This is a genomic window from Rhodopirellula islandica (assembly GCF_001027925.1).
Taxonomy (GTDB): Bacteria; Planctomycetota; Planctomycetia; order Pirellulales; family Pirellulaceae; genus Rhodopirellula; species Rhodopirellula islandica.
On record NZ_LECT01000029.1, the window covers coordinates 1 to 20,205 of the forward strand.

General features: G+C 57.3%; 14 protein-coding genes. 7 read left to right on the forward strand and 7 right to left on the reverse strand.

Translation table 11 applies throughout. From position 1 onward, the window contains the following. Positions 1-937: 937 nt before the first annotated feature. From RISK_RS14770 to RISK_RS33385, 3 genes are all read left to right on the forward strand, one after another. A complete protein-coding gene (locus tag RISK_RS14770) occupies positions 938-2,875 on the forward strand; it encodes an autotransporter family protein (RefSeq protein ID WP_047815093.1) in 1,938 nt (645 codons plus the stop codon). Positions 2,876-3,484: 609 nt separating this feature from the next. After that, a complete protein-coding gene (locus RISK_RS14775; protein ID WP_047815094.1) occupies positions 3,485-3,832 on the forward strand; it encodes a four helix bundle protein in 348 nt (115 codons plus the stop codon). 493 nt (positions 3,833-4,325) lie between these two features. Beyond that, a complete protein-coding gene (locus RISK_RS33385) occupies positions 4,326-4,460 on the forward strand; it encodes a hypothetical protein (RefSeq protein WP_261340223.1) in 135 nt (44 codons plus the stop codon). Positions 4,461-4,986: 526 nt separating this feature from the next. On the opposite strand, the gene RISK_RS14780 is transcribed toward RISK_RS33385, so the two are convergent. The 5 genes from RISK_RS14780 to RISK_RS14800 all read right to left on the reverse strand — a co-directional run bounded on the left by RISK_RS14780 (position 4,987) and on the right by RISK_RS14800 (position 13,886). Then, positions 4,987-8,328, reverse strand: coding sequence for a DUF6797 domain-containing protein (locus RISK_RS14780; RefSeq protein WP_236696327.1), 3,342 nt, complete (start codon positions 8,326-8,328; stop codon positions 4,987-4,989). 94 nt (positions 8,329-8,422) lie between these two features. Beyond that, positions 8,423-9,235 carry a TlpA family protein disulfide reductase gene (locus RISK_RS14785; RefSeq protein WP_236696328.1) on the reverse strand — a complete coding sequence of 271 codons (813 nt, stop codon included), beginning with the start codon at positions 9,233-9,235 and terminating at the stop codon, positions 8,423-8,425. Positions 9,236-9,306: 71 nt separating this feature from the next. Next, positions 9,307-11,799: an ATP-dependent helicase HrpB gene (hrpB, locus tag RISK_RS14790; RefSeq protein ID WP_047815096.1), complete on the reverse strand. Its 2,493-nt coding sequence runs from the start codon at positions 11,797-11,799 to the stop codon at positions 9,307-9,309. After that, complete coding sequence (locus RISK_RS14795; protein ID WP_236696329.1) at positions 11,796-13,166, reverse strand: glucuronyl esterase domain-containing protein; 1,371 nt, start codon at positions 13,164-13,166, stop codon at positions 11,796-11,798. Before RISK_RS14795 ends, hrpB begins: the two co-directional genes overlap by 4 nt. Positions 13,167-13,220: 54 nt before the next feature. After that, positions 13,221-13,886, reverse strand: coding sequence for a family 16 glycoside hydrolase (locus tag RISK_RS14800; RefSeq protein ID WP_047815243.1), 666 nt, complete (start codon positions 13,884-13,886; stop codon positions 13,221-13,223). A 425-nt stretch (positions 13,887-14,311) separates the two neighbouring features. Between RISK_RS14800 and RISK_RS14805 the strand changes: the two genes are divergently transcribed. From RISK_RS14805 to RISK_RS33390, 4 genes are all read left to right on the forward strand, one after another. Beyond that, a complete protein-coding gene (locus RISK_RS14805) occupies positions 14,312-15,751 on the forward strand; it encodes a sulfatase family protein (protein WP_102017600.1) in 1,440 nt (479 codons plus the stop codon). A gap of 507 nt (positions 15,752-16,258) precedes the next feature. Then, positions 16,259-16,453, forward strand: coding sequence for a hypothetical protein (locus RISK_RS14810; RefSeq protein ID WP_236696331.1), 195 nt, complete (start codon positions 16,259-16,261; stop codon positions 16,451-16,453). Then, the gene (locus tag RISK_RS14815; protein ID WP_047815098.1) at positions 16,443-16,739 is read left to right on the forward strand and encodes a type II toxin-antitoxin system RelE/ParE family toxin; all 297 of its coding nucleotides are present in this window, start codon (positions 16,443-16,445) and stop codon (positions 16,737-16,739) included. Before RISK_RS14810 ends, RISK_RS14815 begins: the two co-directional genes overlap by 11 nt. 12 nt (positions 16,740-16,751) lie before the next feature. Beyond that, the gene (locus RISK_RS33390; protein WP_261340224.1) at positions 16,752-16,874 is read left to right on the forward strand and encodes a hypothetical protein; all 123 of its coding nucleotides are present in this window, start codon (positions 16,752-16,754) and stop codon (positions 16,872-16,874) included. Between the two features lie 42 nt (positions 16,875-16,916). Here the strand turns inward: RISK_RS33390 and RISK_RS14820 are convergent, their stop codons facing one another. After that, a complete protein-coding gene (locus tag RISK_RS14820; RefSeq protein ID WP_047815245.1) occupies positions 16,917-18,584 on the reverse strand; it encodes a serine/threonine-protein kinase in 1,668 nt (555 codons plus the stop codon). 145 nt (positions 18,585-18,729) lie between these two features. Further along, complete coding sequence (locus RISK_RS14825) at positions 18,730-20,166, reverse strand: DUF1501 domain-containing protein (protein WP_047815099.1); 1,437 nt, start codon at positions 20,164-20,166, stop codon at positions 18,730-18,732. Between the last annotated feature and the right edge of the window lie 39 nt (positions 20,167-20,205).

The window sequence follows — 20,205 nt, forward strand, 5'->3', positions numbered from 1 at the left end:
GGAGCGGAGCATCGCGGAGAATGGGGGGAAGAGGGTGCTGAGCTGGTGGTGATTGAGATGGAATCAAATGAAGTTGACTGATGTGGTCATTGGTGCAGCGATCGAAGTTCATCGCCGGCTTGGTCTCATTTGGGTTTGATGAAATTGGATGTTGGCATGTTCATCAATTTTCACGAAGCAAAGTTGATCGACGGCTTGCATCGCATCGTCAACCGCTACAGCGGACCCAAACCAGATTGATCGGTGCCCTCTCTCCGCGAGGCTCCGCTCCTCCGCCTCTCCGCGTTTAGAATGGCCCGCTGATTTGGAAGGTGGTCATTGCGTGATCGTTAACGGATGACGATTCGGCCCAGTCGCCCCGATGCAAACATTGCCGTCTTTCCAAAGGGTGGGTTGGGATCTTTGACGGCCGATCCATGGGAACGTGGTGTGATTGATTGATGCGAAGATTGAAACGCGGAGTGGCGGAGGAGCGGAGCATCGCGGAGAATGGGGGGAAGAGGGTGCTGAGCTGGTGGTGATTGAGATGGAATCAAATGAAGTTGACTGATGTGGTCATTGGTGCAGCGATCGAAGTTCATCGCCGGCTTGGTCTCATTTGGGTTTGATGAAATTGGATGTTGGCATGTTCATCAATTTTCGCAAAGCCAAAATGATTGACGGCCAGCATCGTCAAACGCCACGGCGGATCCAAACCAGGTTGATCGCTGACCTCTCTCCGCGAAGCTCCGCTCCTCCGCCTCTCCGCGTTTAATATGTTTCACAAGGTCTGGTGCAGAGGCGGCGTCGTAGCTGTGTGGATGAGGTTGAGTTTGCGGGTTGTTTGGGAGGGACTGCCACCACTCTTGAGGCATGTTCAGGTTGAGCGGGTCTTGTTGTCGTCGAAATCAAACTGATGCCGATGAAGCGTGTGACCCCTACGAAAGGAACCACCGGAATGTGCAAAATGACCCGCTCAACCCCTGTCTGTTTGTCAACCTGTTCACGTCGCTTGCGACGAAGCATCCTGCGGGGGTTGGTCGTGGGATGCTTGACGTTCGCGGCGCCGGTGGCGATTCAGGCGGAGGACATTGAGGTCGTGAATCTGAATAACACCGGGACCGGTTCACTTCGCGAAGCGATTTCCAATGCGACCGCTGGCGACCGGATTGTGTTCAACATCCCCGGTGGCGGAACGATCGCGTTGGGAAGCGATCTGCCCGAGATCACGGACAACGTCTCGTTCACCAATCAGAATGTGGCCGCAGTGATCATCGATCGCGCTGGCAACGGGCCCATTTCAGTGACGGGCGGCACCATTGATTTTGGCGAGCTGCAAATTGCCGCGGGCGGATTGTCGCCTGACATCGAGATGTCCGCCGCGGCCACCTTGATCGGAAACGCAGATCAAATCACTGCCAACATCCAAGCGGCAGGGACGATCGCGCCGGGCGACAGCAGTGCCGCGGGCAGCGTCGGGGAGTTGATCATCAATGGGGACTTGGACGCGACGGATGCAACGCTCCAGGTCGATGTGAATGGTGCCGGATCGCCAAACGATTTGGTGCGAGTCATTGGGAACGGGACCGTGACCGATGCGACGTTGACGCCCAACTTTGTTGGTTCCAACTATTCCATCGGAGACACCTTCACAGTGTTCAGTGCGACGGGTGGTTTGGCTGGAGCGTTGACCAATCCAGCGGAGGTGTTTCAGTTGTCTTCGAATCCATTCCTGGAAGCGATCATCAACTCGAACCCAAATGATCTGACGTTGTTGATTCAGGACAATGGGGAATCCTTCACCTCGGTGCTGGACGGCTGCGGGCAGCTGGGGGCCGTGACGGAGATCGATCGCCTGAGGACGGCAGGAACCGTGACTCAGATGTCTGCGATTGGCAACCTGCGCAGCAGTTCCTCGCTGGGAGTCAGTCAAGCGGTGGGGCAATTGGCGGGGGCGATCTACCCGTCATTGGTGGATGCAGAGATCAACGAAGTTCACAACAGCTTGAGCGGGATTCGTGACCGAGTGCTGTTGCAACAAACGGACCTCGATTCGAGCGGTCATTGGTCGCCGTGGGTTCGTGGCTATGGGATGACGCTGGACACCAGCGTCGAGGGTTGCATGGCGGAAGGCTATCGCCGAAAGGTGGGCGGGATTGAGCTGGGGACGGGGTATCTGGCCGCGTCGGGTTTGGGAGCGCATGGCTTTGCACAACTGGGGGCTGCCGACACGGACATGAATACGCTCGGCCAAGGCGCGGACACGGATTCGTATCGCTTTGGTGGAACGGTGCAGTACGTCGGCGAATGGTTGTATGGCTATGGTGCTGGCGGGTATGGGTTCCAAGACCATTCGATCCATCGTGGGATGTCGTCTCTGGAACCCGGGACTTCCGCCGACGGCGAATCGGACGGAACGGCTCAGTTCGGGGCGGTTGAGATTGGAACGGTTCACCGTGGCCAAAATTGGTTGTGGTTGTCGTTTGTTTCGCTGCAGGGTGTGCAAGCGGACGCGGACGGCGAAACGGAAACGGGGGACTCTGAGTTCGTTCTGACATCCAGCGATGTGGATGGTGAATCGCTGCGGAGCATGGTGGGAGTTTCGTTGGCGGGAACCAACCAAACCGGGCTTGGCCCAGCCACCACGCAGCTTCGTTTCGGGTGGTTGCACGAGTTCTTGGATGACCAGCAATCGGGGATCCATGAGGTGCAAGCCGTCGCGCCCACCGAATTCTTGGTGCAAAGTGCCAACACGGGACGCGATTGGTTGTCGATCGGCACGCAACTGGATTGGGGCTTTGTGCTCGGCGGTCAGTTCACGCTGGCTTACCAAGGCAACCTGAACAGTGACTCCACGTTCCAAAGCGGCATGGTTGGAACACGCTGGATTTGGTGAGGTGGCTGGCTGACGCGTCGGGTTTTCATTCGACGGTCTTGGAAGACCATCGTACGGAATTGCGAGCCGGGGATCTCGCGGCGATGGGCGGCAAACAACTGTCGTCGCTCCGCGACTTGGGGACTTGTGCCGTTGGCTGATGACCTTGGGTTGAAAACCCAAGGCTTCCGGCTTCCGTCGCTCCGCGACTTTGTGTGTGTTCGGGTGTCACGCCCCTTGCTCAACCAGCCGCGGAGCGGCGACAGGTGGGGAGGGATGCGATGGGGGATCGATTGAAAAAGTGAAATTGACAATTGTCAATTTCAAAATCTGGGCGGGGGAGGTGTTGGCGGGCCCGGCGTCGGGCATGCCGAATCGGCCTCGCTGACGCGTCGGGTTTACATTCGACGGGCTTGAAAGCTTGGCGTTCTTTGCCCCGGACGGGGCCGTCGTTGGGGGACTAGTGGTCTGTCAGGACTTGTTTTTAGGGTAGTGGACGAGGCCACGAGTCCTGAACCGGCGTCAAATCCAAGGACTCGTGGCCTCGTCCACTACGATCAACCCTAACTTTTAACTTTGACGGACCACTAGGTTGCTCGGTCTTTTGAGACATCACAATCGCTTCGCGGTTTGCACCGTCATGCTCGCGACCAATGGCTGCGTGCCGCCCAATCGATTCCGCTAAACATCGCTGAGGGCAACGGCAAACGAAGCCTGAAGGATCGTGCCCGGTTTCTCGACATCGCACGCGGGTCCGCCTTGGAGTGCGCCGCCATCCAAGACATGCTGCTGAGGACCAACGGAATCAAAGTTCAAGACGATGTCGCGATGAAAGGGATGTTCTATGGGATCGTCGCGATCCTGACCCGAACGGCGATGAAATTCGATGGTGTCGCGGAGTCCGGCGTGGAGTACCATGCTGATATCGATTACGAGCACCGCTTCGCTGAGCACGAGTACGACGGGACCTCGGGTTGAAACCCGAGGCTGACAATTGTCACCGCTCCGCAGTTGTTGGCTCCCACCCCAAAACACACACCCAGTCGCGAAGCGACGACAGTTGTTTGCCGCTCCGTCGCCGGGCAATCCCCCGTTTCCGATCCCCGTGCGATGGTTTTCAAAGCCGATCAACCACACCCGTTTTATCATGACGGCACTCCCATCGGTCCACCCCCAAGCCCCGGCGGGTCGACAGAGCGAGATCGTCTCTGTCACCCCTTCGGGGTTTTGTATTTGTGTGGACATTCTGGTCCGGGGCCTGACGGCCCCGGCAACGGCTGTGTCGACCCTTCGGGCCTTGTTGAGTGGAACCCAAGGTGAGTGCCGCCATGCAGAGTCAGTGGCTCCGTTGCGATCCGGCCTACGAAGCATCGGACGTACGGTGCCGGACGTACGGTGCCATCCACTCAAGGTCCGCGTCGAACTCATTTGGGCCCGGGCGGGCCTTGGATTGGGACGGGCACTGAAAAAGATGGCTGACACCAACAGCGAAGATTGTGTTGCTCCTTCGGGACTGGAGCCGCCAGCCAGTCGTGGGTGCAATGACCGACTGGAAGCCTATCCCACAGACAGCTCACGCGTCTTGCTTCAAATCAATGAGGTATAGCAAGGAATGACAAATCCCTTGAAGAGAGTGATACAAGGTAGCCCCCCGATGCGTCGAGCTGTGCTTGTGTCCATGCTGCTTTCAATGTCTGCCGTCGGAATCCTATTCAGCGAGGACATTTACGCTGCGTATGCCTTCATTCGGTTCTTCCTGGTTCCACCGGTTCCCGTTGCTCCGTAGCGGACTGGTCGAAACATTTCCCAAACCCGGTAAGCGGGTCGGCAGGAATGATCGGGTAGAACCTCACGTAGGCGAGTCTCTCTAAGACTCGCAAATGACAGCGTCTCGGAGAGACTCTGCTACGTGATCAAGCCCAATGACTCCCGCTCACGTGCTTATCGCCCAAACGGCTCACGTGGTGATGCTCGATCATTGCTGCCAACCTGTTTAGCGAGTTGCGAGGTTGGTCCCACATCGGACCCACGAATTGCCGAGTTTCCGAAACCAGGATGAGCAGTGGGATCAGCTTTTAGCTTGTCGTGGATCCAATGACAGGCTGGAAGCCTATCCCACAGAGACAAGGGGGTCATTGCGAATCGCCGGAGGGCACGACGTGGATGGTCCAATACACTTCTTCTTCAAACGCTTCGCCATCTTCGGCCTGGATCCGCAATTGCAGTTGCAATTGATCGACCGGTGTCAGCGTTGCCAGATTCAATCGCAGGCGTGAGGAGCCTGATTCTCCAGGAACGCCGTTCACCTGCACCGATTCGGGTATCAACGTTTCCGTGCCTATCTGCGGGGCTTCCGTTTCCGCCGTGCCGGGGAGGTATTGATCCGATCCGTAAGCCTTGCTCCACAAATAGTCCCACTGGACGATTGAAACGCAGTCTTCTTCCAAAACGGATTCCGCGTCCACCGGGAAGTTCAAATCAAGCTCCAACCCGCCGGCCACCACACGAGCGTCGGTGATCATCTTCGGTGGCGTGCCGGTGTAGCGAAGTCGCTGGACCCCACCGTCCTCCAACCCGAACCGACCGCCCCCGTTCCAGCCTTGCAAACCAGTCGCGTAGACCTGGCCGTCGTGCGGGTTGACGCGACCACGCATGATTCCCGTCGAGAAATCAAACGGCAGCTTCACGATCGCGGCTTGCGAAATTTCACCCACTTCCTGAATCATCATCATCGACATCCAACCTTTGCCGAAACTGGTATGAAGCAGATGGTTCGACAGCGGGCCAAAACGCTCATCGTCCACCCAAATCTCGCCTCCGGAGGAATTGTCAAACGCTTGTGGCATCCACACCAAAGGCTGCTCAAACGTTTCCGGAGCGACCACCTTTTGGATGTCGATCTTGCCACCATCGGGTTCCCATTTGTTCGGTATTGAATAAGTCGGGACCCAACCATGAAAGGTGCCTGGTTTGGCGATGGAAACCTTCGACGCGGGAGTCCACTGGCCTTGGTTGTCGCTGACGGTGATCCGTCCGTCTGGCAACGTGCCCAAACCATTGGGGGTTCGAAAACCGGTGCAAACGACTTCACGCTCTTTGCCATCCTTGGACACTCGCCACACCGCACCGGGCAAAGCAAAGTCGGCGCCGTGCCCGCTTTTGGCGTAGTAGAAGTTTCCCTCAGGATCCGTTTGCAGATCAAAGTTGAAGGCGTGGAAGTTGGTGGAGACATCCGAGTCGGCACTGAAACTCTCGTAGAAATCCGCTTCGGCATTCCCGTCGGAATCGTGCAGACGCACCAAGCGATCTTTGCAGGTCACGAACACGTCGCCATCGACAACCTTCACACCAAACGGTTCATACAGCCCAGCCGCATAGCGTTTCCATCGAAGTTCGTCGAGAGTTTCATCGATGCCCGAAACAATCCAAATGTCGCCACCGTGCATCGCGATCGCCATCCGACCATCCTCGAAGAAGTCGAGGGCCGTGGTGCGGAACCAAGTGTTCCAGGGAGTCGAATCGGGGCGAGTCAGCGTGTCGAGCGCGTACCCCTCTTGTTCCAAACCCAAAGTGCCGACGGTCGTGATTTCCCCCGGCCATTGCTGGGGAGCTGGTCCCGACGACGGACGCTGAATCAGCGACGACAAATCGGCAACAGGTTGATTCCGAGCCTCCTCAGACAAAGTTTGAAATGCCACGAGTTCGCCATCCGTTTCCCCGACTCCAACGGTGACACGCACGCTCCGCGCGGACTGATCCGCCGGGATGGTTAGCTTCAGGCGTTGCTCAGTGGCACGCTCCCACGACACATCACTGTTCTTCCCGGAAACACTGGTCTGCCCGGAAACACTGGCTGCGATGAACGCTTGGTTCGTTGATTCGGAGTTCTGGAGCGAGGCGATGCCAGTCGCCTGGTCCACTTTCCAATCGTTCGCGTCGGCCGGTCCCTTCCCGACCGACAACACAAGTGAGTCCCCCGGCCCGATCCATAGTTCACGCGCAAGCGTTCGCGAATCGATCACCACCGCTCGCTCCAAGATATCTCGCCCATCAATTTGATAGCTCAGCACCACCTCATCGCCGAGCAGGTGATACCCCCGATAGTCCATCCACGTTTGCGGCAACGGACCACGAGGCAAGCAATCTTCGCGAGAATAGTCCAGTTCCCCGTCATGCCCCCACTTCCATCCCGCCAACCCGGCAACCGGATCCCCATCTGGATTCGCAGTTCCTTCGCCGCGGGGACGTTGGTGCTGCGTTTCACTGAGATCCAAAAAGCCGCCCGTCCAAACGTCTGCCAGATCCATGGTGTGCAGGTTGTAAGACACGGTCAGGTCGCCCAGCGGCAAAGTCAGAACGCTGGGGTAATCTCGACGCAGTTGTGAACCAAGTGCCAACCCAAAGTCTCGTTGCTGGATCTCAAAACGCTTGCCATCCTCGGTCCCTTTCGGCAGCGTTTGCAAGTAAGTGTCGCTGATCGGCTCGTAACCCGGGTTTTGATCCTTCATCAACGTTTCGCGGATGTAGTGAACGACCTGATAGCGTTGGTGCGGGGTCAAGTAGGGCATCGGTCCCATCAGACCGTTGCCCTTGGTCAACGTCATGAACATTTTGTAGGGGTCAGCACCAAACTTCAGCTCTTGCGCACTGAAGGCTCGTGCGGTTGGCAGCGCCGCTTGCTGGCCATTGGTTCCATGGCAATTTGCACAATCGCCTTCATACAACAGGCGTCCTTCGTCGATGTCTCGCGACCGCAGCGAACGAAGGATGCCAGCGTGGTCCAGGTTCACGGAGTCATCCTTGACGAGCAACTGCTCAGGCGATGGCCGCAACATCTTTTCCGCCACCTCACCACCGCTCGCGACGGTCATCACGTACTGAAGCAAATCCAAGAAGTCACGCTGTGATTTGATCGACTTCATCAACCCAGCCGGCATCATGGATTGTTCGTCCTTCTTCATCACTTCGATCTCGTCGCGAGCCAAAGTGAAATCCTTCTCCGGTGTTTGCCCCAACCGCATCGTGATCGAATCGTCATCCTGGCCCACCAACATTCCTTTGAACACTTCCCCGTCCATGGTCAGCACCGTGTAGGTCTCGTACCCTTTTCGAATGCGTTTGGAAGGTCGCAGCAACGCATCCACCAGATCGACGCTGGTGAGCTCGATTCCAATACTCGCCAGAGGCGGACCGAGAAGCGAATCGCTGGTCCCGTCGCCATGACAACTCACACAATTGGCGGCGGACTTGAAATACACCAATGCACCCCGCTTGGCGTCGCCACGACGGCGTGCTTGCAGCGCCAAATCAAGCGGATCAGCCTCCTGGAGTTGCGTTTCCAGTGGAACCGCTTGACGCAGCGTCGTTGTCGGTGGTGCAGAGAGTCCCGTCGAAATGCTCAACAAGACACAGAGGATGCCAACGCATCCACGAAACGGGAAACGTTGGCAAGCGACGACGACGGACAGATCCATGAGGTTACCCAACGGTGATTCACCGTTTCAACACGAGTGATTGCAAGTCAACTGGGACGAGAACGATTGCACCGAAGGATAGTCGGAGACGAAATCAGTTCAGCAGTTTCTCAACCAGCGGCACAATGTCGGCTTCATAGGTGAAGCCGGCTGTTTCGCCAACATCGGAGAACTGCTTGGCCAATTTCCCTTCCGCGTCAAACACCAACACAGCGGGAATCGATCCGATGCCGATGGCCTCAAACACTTCGTCGCTGGGTGTTTGGACGATGAAGTTGTCGAATTTCGCCTCGACACTCGTTAGGAACTCCGTGACCTTTGGCTCATAGGATTCTGGCGGCCGACTCTTGCGTCCGTCGAAGTCCACATTGGCACCGATGGCAACCACCTTGTCGCCAAACCGTTTTTGCATGGCCACCAAGTTGGGAAACTCTTTCAAGCAAGGCCCACAGGCCAGCGACCAGACATCCAACACAGTCACCTTGCCGCTTTTTGCTGCCGTTTCGCGAACCTTGTCCCAAGCCGCGTATTCAATCGCGACCTTTTTCGAAGAAGCCACCAAGTTGGTGGAGGTATCGCCGGTTGGCTCGCTGACGCTGGATGATTCAGCGGACGAACCGAGATCCAAATCATCCGGCAAACTCATGCCACCTTCGCCAGGATTGTTTCGCTTGACGGGCGCTTCCGGCAAATCCCCCTCGGGCAACGCAAAACCACCCGGTGTTTTCAAATTGGGTCGAGCCGATTCCCGGGGGGACGCTTCCTCCACCACTTCGACCTCCGTTGTTTCCGTTGAAACCTCTGGGGCTTCAGGAGTCGGCGAAGATGAAGAACCACAACCACCCACCATCATCACGGCAGGCAACAAGGCATAGCGGATAGAACGCGAAAACGACAATCGATCCATCGTTGAACTCGGCAAAGGGAAACGAACGAACAACCAACCTCTACGGTAACAAATTGTCGAAAGCTTGGCACTCAGCGACGTTTCATTCCGTTGAAACTGGCCGTTGCTGACAAGGGGTCCTCTGGCCAATCGTGCTTGGGGTAGCGACGTCGAAGCTCTTTGCGAATTTCGCCATAAGTCGTGGCCCAAAAACTAGCTAGGTCGTTGGTGATCTGTTGCGGACGCCCGTTTGGCCCCAGCAAGTGCAACTGCAACGGCACACGGCCACGCAAAATCCGTGGTGTCTCCGGCCACCCAAAACACAACTGAATTTTGACTTCGATCCACGGCGGTTTGCCTTCCACGTAGTGAACAGGGACCTTCCGTCCGCCCGGCAACTGGACTTCCTCCGGCGTTTCCGCTTGCACCATTTGCCAAGCCGGGTAGCCAATCTTCCCAAGGACGTGATCAGCCCAAGGAGCGGTCTTCAACTCCTTCAAACTTGATCGACTGACGCACAGCTCACGCAACAATTCCAACTGCATCTTCTCGCTGACCGCCGGAACTTGCTCATCGACTTCCGCGACCATCCCAATCCGGTGCAGCAACTTCTGAAATTTCTCGCCAGCAATGGGCAACCGCGTCTTCAGATTCTCAAACAGAATCGACGCGGTTTCCGCATCGCAAGGAACCTTGGCAGGAGTCTCCCGAAGCACCAAGTCCCCGTACCGAACCTGCCGGCGACATTGAACGGCCGATCGGCCTTCGTCCCAGGATTGAACCTCCACCGTTTCCACCTGCTCAGCATCCAACCAGTCTTCTCGAATCGCCACGGCGGCGCGCACGCGAGATTCAGTGCCTCCTCCATCCACGTCGTAACAAAGCACCAATTCTTCGCTGGATATTTCTCCCAGCATTCGCTTCAGACCGACCACGCCGCGACCACCCACCATCCTGCCACGATCCGGTGCGTCCGTACGGCGCAAAACGACTCGATCGGGATAGGCCGCCAGCAACGCACAAGCGACCGCCGTCTCGCGATCACATTCCATCGCGTCGGCACGCGTTTCCGGCGCACCACTTGGCAAGTTCTTCTTGATCGTCTCCGCAATCAAACGAATGGATTTGATCGTGGATGACGGAATCGATCGCGGCACTCGGTTGTTTTCAATCGCATCAACCTTTTCGGCCAACGTCATTGCTGCGATGCCTTCCATCGGATCCCGTTCGCTCATCAACGCGGCCAACACGGCCACGGAAGCCTTCGGCAACACGCCCACTGCCTCCGTTGCCAGCCGAGCGATCCGAGGATGCAGCGGCAAACCCGCCATGACTTTCCCACGCTCAGTGATCCGTCCGCCGCGTCCGATCGCGCCCAGCATCCGCAACAACGCTTGAGCGGAGTCCACCGCGTGCTCTGGAGGCGGGGTCAGACAACGCATTGCAAACAAATCCGTTTCCCCGTGGCTGGCCAACATCAAGACCATGTCACTGAGATCGGCTCTCAAAATTTCAGGCACGTCGTATTCGTCTCGTGATCGTTGGGCAGCTTGGCTCCACAACCGATAGGCATCCCCAGGGGCAGTCCGACCGGCACGTCCCGAACGTTGATCGGCGGATGCCAGCGAGATCGACGTGGTCTCCAACCGAGTCAATCCTCGGCGAGAATCGAAACGGGGGACCTTGGCCAACCCAGAATCCACCACCGCCGTCACGCCATCCACCGTGACAGACGTCTCAGCAATGTTGGTCGACAACACGATCTTTCGAAACTTCGATGGCCGAATCGCTTCGTCTTGTTGTTTAGGCGAAAGCGATCCGTGCAGCACGACAACGCGAGCATCACCGGCTAGGTTCGCTCGTTCCAATTCTGTCTGAACCCGCCGAATTTCACCCACCCCCGGCAAGAACACCAGCACGTGGCCGTCGCTGCTTTGAACCGCGTCCCGTATGGGCTCAACGATCCGTCGTTCGATTCGTTCCCCCGGTTGATCTTTGCCGTGATGAATTGCAACTGGGTAGGCGCGTCCCTCGCAGCGAAGCGACACCGCGTTTTCTGAGTTCTCTTGATTCAGAAAGGCAACGATTGGTTCCGTTTCCATGGTCGCTGACATGACCACCAAACCCAAGTCATCTCGCAACTCAGACCGCAATCGATGCGACATCGCGAGCGCCAGATCCAATTCCAACGTCCGCTCGTGGAATTCATCCAGCACGACGCAGGCAACGTTCTCAAGCAGCGGATCGGATTGCATCCGCCTCAAAAACATCCCCGTGGTCATGAACACGACTCGCGTCGCTGCTGATTCGCGGCGGTCCAAGCGAACGTGATAACCAATCGTTTCCCCTACCGACTCGTTGCGCGAGCGCGCAACCCAGTCCGCAACGGAACGCGCCGCCAATCGTCTGGGCTGGATCACCCAAATTTGACCGGAGATTCCATTGTCTTCCAGGCTCTGCAAAACGGCGGGAGGTACCCCGGTTGTTTTGCCTGCCCCCGGTGGCGCCTTCAGCACCACCGCTTTGCCGCCGCCGACCGCCTGTCGCAGCGACGTGAGTACCTCTTCGATCGGAAGTCGCGTCATGGAGACTTGGATTGCAACGCCCGATCCCCCAAATCCAAGTAACATTCCCAATCGTAATCGGCCAAGTCGTGCTTGCCCTCACGAAGGTGATACTGCATTGGCCCGGCGTTCAGGACGGATTGCTCAGTCAGCATCGACGCGTCCCGAACCACTTTGGCGTCTTCCGCCGGCATCCCTAACAACTCGTACACCGGCGCGGCGGCTTGCCACGCCAGGAACTCGCCTTTGGGGTCCGCCCACTCGTCTTCCGTCGCACTGCCCACTGCGATTGCGCGTGGTGCTGACAAGGCGATCAATTGATGTTGGTCCACTGGCGATGCAGATTCGTTCTCGTTGTACTGAAGGTACGCGTCGCAGAACCAATGGGGAAAAGATGTGTTGATGCGTCCCACGGTTTCCCCGATGGCACGTCGGGAAATCGCCGCCCCGCCACAGCCCGAATCATTGCTGATCACCATCCCAAAACGGGGATCTGTCGCCCCCGCCCACAAGGAAGTCTTGCCGAGCCGGGAATGCCCGAGCACTCCCACTTGAGCGGCGTCGACATTCAGCGATTCAGTCTGTTCAATCGCATCCAAAACGCACGACAGCCCGTACGCCCAACCCGCGATGCTGCCGGGGCGATGCTCTTCCGGCAGCGAAGCGATGAATGCCGGCATCAAGCCGTGCACGCCATTTTTGAAACCATCGTCGAAATCAGGATCAATGTCCCCGTAATAGACCGTGATCATCGCGTAGCCTCGATCCGTGATCATGCTCGATGGCCAACGACTCGACGCCACACCGCGTCCCTTTTCAATCGCCTTGTTCCCATCGGTTGAGCCATCGCGTCGATCGCGAACCCAACTCGTCGGGATGCGGAGCTTCGGATCCTCATCGACGGTGTGGTTGCCTTGGAAATTCAAACCCAAAATCGCCGGCACGGGAGTGGCTGACTGGGGCACATCGGCCAGCACCTGAACCACCAACGGTGCGATTTCGCTGGAGGCTTCCAAGGGAAGAATCGAAACATCCAACTCGTGCCGCGTCACCCCTGGTCGGAAGTCCTTGTCGCTTCGAACCAGCTTCACTTGAATTCGGCGATGGTCCGGCATGATGCCAAACACGTGTTCCTCAAACAAACGCAACGTTTCAGCGCGTCGCTTCCCCCACTCCTCCGCCGTCGTCACGGAATCGCCGTTTTGAAATGCCAGCGCTGGCGGCAACTCGTAGGATGGAATCTTGGACTCATCGTAGTTCGGAACAAACTTCTTGGTTTGAGCCTGTGAGTCACCGGCCGCAGCAATCGTCATCAGGAACAACGTCCCCGCCAAAAAGAAAACGCGTTGAATTCGAGCGTGCATCTTCGCCTCGTCTAAATAGGTCATGAAAGTGATTCACGCTGCTTGTCAGGCCAGCAGCGTTTGCGGCAAAACTCGGATTCAATCCAAGGAATAAATCTGCAGATCATCCACCACCACATTGCGTTTGATCGCCAACCGCAACAAACGCTTGGTAGGATGAGCGATCCCTTCACTGGCGAACGAAGCCACTTCTTCACCGTCAATGGAAACCGTCATCGTGTCGCCCTTCACTTCAGCCGCGATCTGATACCACTTGCCGGTTTCCAGTTGATGAGGAACACGCTTCGTTTTCGTTTTCAGTTTGGCTTGTAGATCACGAGAGGCCTTGCCCGCCTTCCGAATCTCCCTGGTTTCCAAATCCATCACGCCGGTTTTCAGATCGGTAATTTCAACGGACTTGACGCCAACGGTCACACGAAACAAGTGCCCTGCCCAGACCTCTTTGTACTGCAGATCGGCAAAGTTGAGGCCCAAGGAGTCCTTCTCGTTTTCGAGCATGAATTTCATCTCGACTCGGCCATCGCGAAAGTCCATGGGCTGGGTCACGGAGACACCGTGGTCGGCGGTCTCGTGAATGAAGATGCGCATCGCGCCTTCCTTCAAATCCACTTGCTTGTGACCGTTTGCTCTGGATTTGCTGTTCGTCTTCCATCCGTTTCCAACTTCGTCGGTTTGTTCCTGCGACTCGCTGCGTTCAAAGCGGTCCTCGAAAATCAGCTTGCCCGTTTTGGCGTCTTCCGCCAATGCAGAATTGCCGGTGACAACCAACGCCAAGGACGCCCAGCAAATACTCTTCACCGAAGATTCGCGAAGGCGACGGGCCCTGCAACGCGGGATCGATGGCGTCGCAAACGGGGAGTGGAACATAAAACGCTCGTTCAAACGGGTGGGGATAGTGGTGGGCTGGCGTTTGGCACGCGGTGGCGAGTGGGGCATCGGAAACCGTTTCCTCGTTCCTACGCGTTCACCAAAATGCTTCGACGGAGTATAGCTGAGTGATTCGCCGGCTGTGCAATCCACCGTCATGGTTCCAAACCAGCTATCTTTGGCAGGAACCGTCTTTCAAAAGACTTTTGCGGCCTGCCTCCCCACCTGAATCCCCACCACCCCATTTCATGCAACGCATCCCCAAAATTCACTCCGTTTGCCTCACGCTGATCGCCATTTGCATGCTCGGTCGTCCAGCCATCGCCGACGATCGACCGAACGTTGTCTGGATCATTCCCGATGACATGTCGGCCCACTTTTCTTGCTACGGCGAGACCGCCATCGAGACGCCCCACGTCGATTCGTTGGCTCGGACTGGCGTGCAGTTCAACCATGCGTACGTGACCGCACCGGTCTGCTCAACGTGTCGTTCCGCCTTCATCACCGGAATGTACCAAACCTCCATCGGTGCTCATCACCATCGCAGCGGACGCGGTACCGAGAAGATCCATCTTCCGGACGACGTGACGATGGTTCCAAAGCTGTTTCAAGACGCGGGGTACCACACCTCGATCACCGGTTGGCCGCTCAACGGACGCCTCGGCAAGACGGACTACAACTTTGAATGGAACAAATCCATCTACGACTCCGCTGACTGGACGGACCGCAAACCCGACCAACCATTCTTCGCTCAAATCCAAACGCAAGGCGGAAAACTTCGTGGGAAAGACACCAAGGGGTGGAACAAAGTGGCGGCCTCTGCTCGCCAATTGTTCGGTGAGTCGACGCCCATCGAATCAGTGGTGCTGCCGCCGTATTACCCCGATCATCCCGACATCGTTCGTGACTGGGCGGCCTACCTCGATTCCGTTCGCATGACCGATGCGATGGTCGGCGAAGTGGTTGCGAGACTGGAAGAACAGGGCGTTCGCGAAAACACCTTGATCCTGTTCATGACCGACCATGGAATCAGCCACGGCCGAGGCAAGCAGTTTTTGTACGACGAAGGCTTGCACGTGCCGCTGATCCTGAACGGCCCCGGCATCGAACCTGGCACCACGCGAGACGATTTGGTCGAACACATTGACATCGCAGCACTGTCGCTGGCCGCAGCGGGGATCGAGATTCCCGAATCCATGCAAGCTCGCAACATTCTCGGGGCGGACTACCAACCGCGGGATTCTGTCTTCGCCGCTCGTGATCGATGCGACGAAACAGTGGATCACATCCGGTCGGTTCGAACCGATCGATTCAAGTACATCCGCAACTTCTTGCCCAATCGCCCGTATCTGCAACCGTGTGCGTACAAGGACGCCAAGGCGATTTTAATCGCGCTTCGTGAATGCCATGCCGCCGACACGTTGGACGACAATCAATCTCTCATCTTTCGCGACATCCGCCCGGAAGAGGAATTGTACGACCTGTCCAGCGACCCGCACGAACTGCACAACTTGGCCGCCGATCCGAAACACCAAACAACGTTGGTTGCCTTGCGAGAAAAGCTGAACGACTGGATGGCGGAGACAAACGATCAAGGCCGAACGCCGGAGTCAAAGACGCAATACGAAAGCGATATGAAGGTCTACCTCGACACGCTTCGCATTCGCTCAACCCCCGAGCATCTGAACACCGTCCAGCGAAACATCCAGTGGATGAAGACCATGGCCGCCGAAGGCAAATGATTCCACCAGCAACAACGAATGGAAACCCGAAGCGTCAGCGGGGCACCGCACAGCATCCCCACGCCGGCCCCATCCGGGGCGACCTTGTTTGTTCCCGCCACCGGTCTCGGGGCTTCCGCCCCGAGCTAACGACGGCGGCCCCTCCGGGGCGATGCCAGGAATCCCGACGCGTCGCGGCTTGTTGAGTTGGTCGTCAACGACGTTGAAACGCATGTAGAATGGGCACTCTTGCCCGTCCGAGTTGCGGATGTCGGCCAAGAGTGGCCAACCCACGGTAAAACCGAATGGAAACCCGACGCGTCAGCGAGGCTGGCACTGAATCCGACGTGTCGGCGACGACCGCGGGGCATCATCACCGGCACCTCCCAAACCAAACGAACCGGGAGTGCGCATCTTTCCCCATGTGAAATTTGCGCACTTTTTAGGGGAAACCCCCATTTTGAGACTGCACAATGTGACGACAACCGCTAACCTGGGGGGACAAAGGAGACTCCAATGAACGAAACAATGAACACCTCCGCAAAGTTTGCGGCTCGCGACACCATTGACAGTCTGCCCGATGGCGCAAGCTGGGACGAAGTGCTGTATCGCTTGTACATCCGACAAAAGATCGAGTCTGGTCTCGCCACGGCTGAATCCGCCCGATTGGTAGGCACCGAAACTGTCCGCGAACAATGGAATCAAACTCGCAATGCAAGTTAGTTGGACCGAGTACGCGGTTTCGGACTTGATGGCGATTCGCGACTACATCGGTCGAGACTGCGACAAGTTCGCGGACTTGATCTTCGAACGCATCGTCGAGCAAACCGAGCGTCTGTTGGAATCCCCTGACGCAGGGTCCATCGTGCCTGAGTTCGGTCGCGCGGACGTCTCCGAGATCCAAGTCAACTCCTATCGAGTCGTTCACCAAGTGTTCGACGATGAGGTTCGGGTTCTGACGGTGTCGCATGCGACCGCCCCCTGTGCCATGCACGTTGGCGATCTCTAGCCAGTGAACGCCATGCTTCAGCGACTCATCCGCCGAGGCGTGTTGGAATTGGATTCCTGCAATTTGATTGATGGACCAGCAAACGCGAGCAAGGCAACGACGCTGCTTTCCCTGAATGCGACGCTGAGCAGCTAAAACTGGCGGATTCAATACCGTTCAAAACCATCCGCGGCTGTTCTATTCCAAGCGTCGATACCGCTTGGAAAACACCAGCATCGTGACCATCCACCAGCCTCCCAGAAACAAGGGGGCTGCCTCCGGGAACGCGATGGATGCGAACGCCATCCCGATGAAGCCCATCCCCAGAAGCGCGCTGCCGCCCCACATGTGTCCCGCAATGGCGATGAAGGCGAACCCGCTCATGATGCACGCCATCACCATCACGCCGGAGTGATCCAGGTAGCCGCTGATCCACAGCAGATTGATGCTGGACAACGCGACGAGGTAGCCCAGCCACACCGACCAAACCGGGCGTTCCGCCGACACTCGCGGCAACCACAGCCCGTCGCGTGCGCGGCCAATCACCCATGCAATCCCGACCAACATTGCCACCCGCGGGACAAAGTAGCCCCAAAACGCGGGCGCACTCCATGCCGCCAAGTCGTGCGGTGTGTCGAGATAAATCCACTTCATGACCACAAACATCGCGACGTGAGTGGCCAACACCACGTAGCCAATCCGGCGGAGAGCCAATCCCCAATTCTGGAAAGCATGCAGGTGCTGATCCCGTGCCAGCTCTCGCGACATTCGATGCACCAAACCATCTGGCGCAGCAAGCGGTGTGTCACCTTCCAAGATCCGATCCAGATCATCGGCCAAATCGTCAGCGGATCGATAACGTTCGCTCGGGACAAACGCCATCGCTCGTTCGATCACGTGATCCAAGTCCACCAATTCGGACAAACGTGGCATGCCGCCCGGCCAAGCCAGTCGCAGCGAAGGGGGTTCGTCGGACAACACGCGGGAAAGCACTTCCGCTGTCGAATCACCACGATGGGGAGGTGCCCCTGTCAACATCGCGAAAAGAATTCCCCCCAAGGCGTACACATCCACGGCGTCGGTGAGGTCCCCCGACCCGCGAGCCTGTTCGGGACTCATGAAGTGGGGCGTTCCGAGGACCTGCCCGTTGCGAGTCAACTCCGGCGCATCGCGATGAAACTTGGCCAATCCAAAGTCGACAATCTTCGGAACACCCTCGTCCAACAACACATTCTCGGGCTTCAGATCGCGGTGGATGATCCCGCGGGAGTGTGCGTAGGCCACTCCGCGACAGATGTCACGCACCAAAGTGACGGTCTGCATCACGCACGCCTTCAGCTCCGCCTTGGCCAGCCCCTCTGCATTCCAGCAGGCCCGCCTTTCATCGACTTGCATCTGCAACGAATCGCCGTTGACCATTGGCATCACGAAGTAGTCGATCCCTCGCCAACATCCGATGCTGTGAATGGCCAAAATGTTCGGATGGGAAAGCGACGCCGCCGCTTCGCTTTCCACGCGAAAACGCACCCGCATTTCGTCGTTGGCCAGGACACCGTCCCCAATCAGCTTGATCGCGACCACACGCCGGAGTGAATCCTGCTTGGCTTCGTAGACCACCCCCATTCCGCCGCGAGCGACCTCTCGCACGAGTCGAAACTCACCGATCATCTGACCAACCAACGACACGGGTTCAGGCTCTTCACTGCCCAACCAGCGGTGGTTTCGGAAAAAGTCTTTCAGATCGTCAGCGTGTTCTGGATGTCGCTGCAGGTACTCGTGAGGATCCGGTCGTTCGCCTTCCTCTTCGCGCAACAGAATTTCTGCCAACACGGAATCCAGGCTCGAAGGCGAATCGGAATCGTTCACAAGATCTTCAATGCAAGAAAAATGGCCGAAAAACGCCATGCGTTTCCCGGCCATTGTAGCTTGAGTCCACGGCAGTCGCCCAATGCATCCTCACATCGCAGGCAACTTCCAACCGCTGTGTCCTGACGCGTTTCTCGTGGCCCGGTCAGGCAATCAACTCGTGAATCACTTCCCCACCGAACTGCGACAGTTGTTTGTAGCGTCCGCCGTGGAAATACGTGAGTTTGTTGTCATCCAACCCCAACAAGTTCAGCATGGTCACGTGCACGTCACGAATCGGGTGAACACACTCAACTGCTTTGGCACCGATCTCATCGGTCGCCCCCACGACGGCTCCTCGACGGGTGCCACCGCCCGCGAACCACATCGTCATCGCATCGATGTTGTGATCCCGTCCCAACGCGGTCACGCCACCCCGATAATTGTTGTCGGGGGTACGTCCAAACTCACCCGTCCAAACGACCAATGTGTCATCCAACATCCCGCGCTGTTTCAAATCTTTGATCAACGCCGCGATCGGCTTGTCGACACTCTTGATTCGAGCCGCGTGCCCTCGTTCCAAGTAGTCATGGCTGTCCCATCCCCCCGAGAAGATCTGCACGAAGCGAACGCCTTCTTCGACCATTCGGCGAGCCATCAAGCATTGCTTGCCAAACGCGGCGGTTTCCGGATCATCCAGGCCATAGGAATCCAAAACATGTTGTGGTTCAGTTTGCAAATCGATCAAGTTGGGAACCGAGGTTTGCATGCGGAACGCCAGTTCATAACTTTCCATCCGTGCGGCGAGTTCTCCCGCGTTGGGATGCTGCTTCAGCGAACTGGATTGCAAGTGATCTTGGTTGAGTCCAGCCAATTCATCGAGCATTCGTCGCTGGTGCTGGCGGGTGCGGTAGTCACCTGGCTTCAGATCCAGGATCGGCGAGCCTTGGGCACGTAGGGTGGTGCCTTGGTAATAGGCAGGCAAAAAACCATTGGACCAGTTCGCGCTACCAGCCTGTGGCATCGCGAGTTCCGTCATCACGACAAAACCAGGCAAGTTCTGATTCTCGCTGCCCAAACCATAGGTCGCCCACGCTCCGACGGCAGGGTCACCGCCCAGCCGACTGCCAGTGTTCATGTGCAGCAACGCCTCGGGGTGATTCAACGACTCCGCTTGGCAACCGCGATAGACACACAGTTCGTCCGCGACTTCTGGGTCCGCTAAATGGACAAACTGATCACACATGTCCAATCCAGATTGGCCGACTTTGCGTGATTTGAACGGGCTGCCGACGTAGAAACGTTTTCCGGTGGCCAAACCCTCCGTGCGTTTTGATTCGGTCACATGCAACCGATCCAATTCTGGCTTGGGATCAAACGTGTCCATCTGCCCAGGGCCACCCTCCATGAAGAGCATGATGACCGCCTTGGCCTTCGGCGGAATCATCGGCTTCTTCGGAGCCAACGGCGAAGCACCTGCACTGGAGCTGGAAGCGTCCACGTTGTCGGCAGCCAATTGTGACGTCAAGGCAAGCGAACCAAGCGACGCACCAAGGCCACAAAAGAAATTGCGACGCTGCAACATTTGCCACGAAGACTGCATGGGAATTCATCTCGAATGAGGAAGGCGGGGGATTCTGCG